At 43.8% G+C, this 338-nt stretch carries 1 protein-coding gene; it reads right to left on the bottom strand.

Annotation, left to right across the window (positions count from 1 at the left end):
* Window positions 1–338 (bottom strand): transposase (locus tag DCC82_RS18480; protein ID WP_233253096.1); only part of this gene is annotated, 338 nt, incomplete at both ends.

Genomic DNA, 338 nt, shown 5'->3' with positions numbered 1-338 from the left:
TTAAGCGCTTTCCATTCACTGATCTCGATTCCCTCCCGTTGATGCCAATACCTTCGGGCTTGGAACAGAAGAGTCTGCGTGACTAAAATGGCAATCAATGTCCCATATAAGTGGCATTCGAATCGTTCCTTCTTCATCTTTTTGACACGGTCAAGGTCAAATAAGGATTTCCAGCCCTTAAATAACAGCTCCACTTGCCAGCGCAGCGAATACAGCTCATAAACTTGTTGCGCATCAAACGATTCTTGTGGTAAATTGGTCAGTAAGATGTGATATTTCTTTTGTTCAAGGGTTTGGCGTGACAGCGCCTTCCCTTTCTTTTTTTCCTTTTTCCGCAC

It is taken from the genome of Geobacillus sp. LYN3 (assembly GCF_003064505.1).
Classification (GTDB): domain Bacteria; phylum Bacillota; class Bacilli; order Bacillales; family Anoxybacillaceae; genus Parageobacillus_B; species Parageobacillus_B toebii.
The sequence above is the reverse complement of the archived record's forward strand: the minus strand, read 5'-3'. Positions and strand labels throughout refer to the sequence as shown.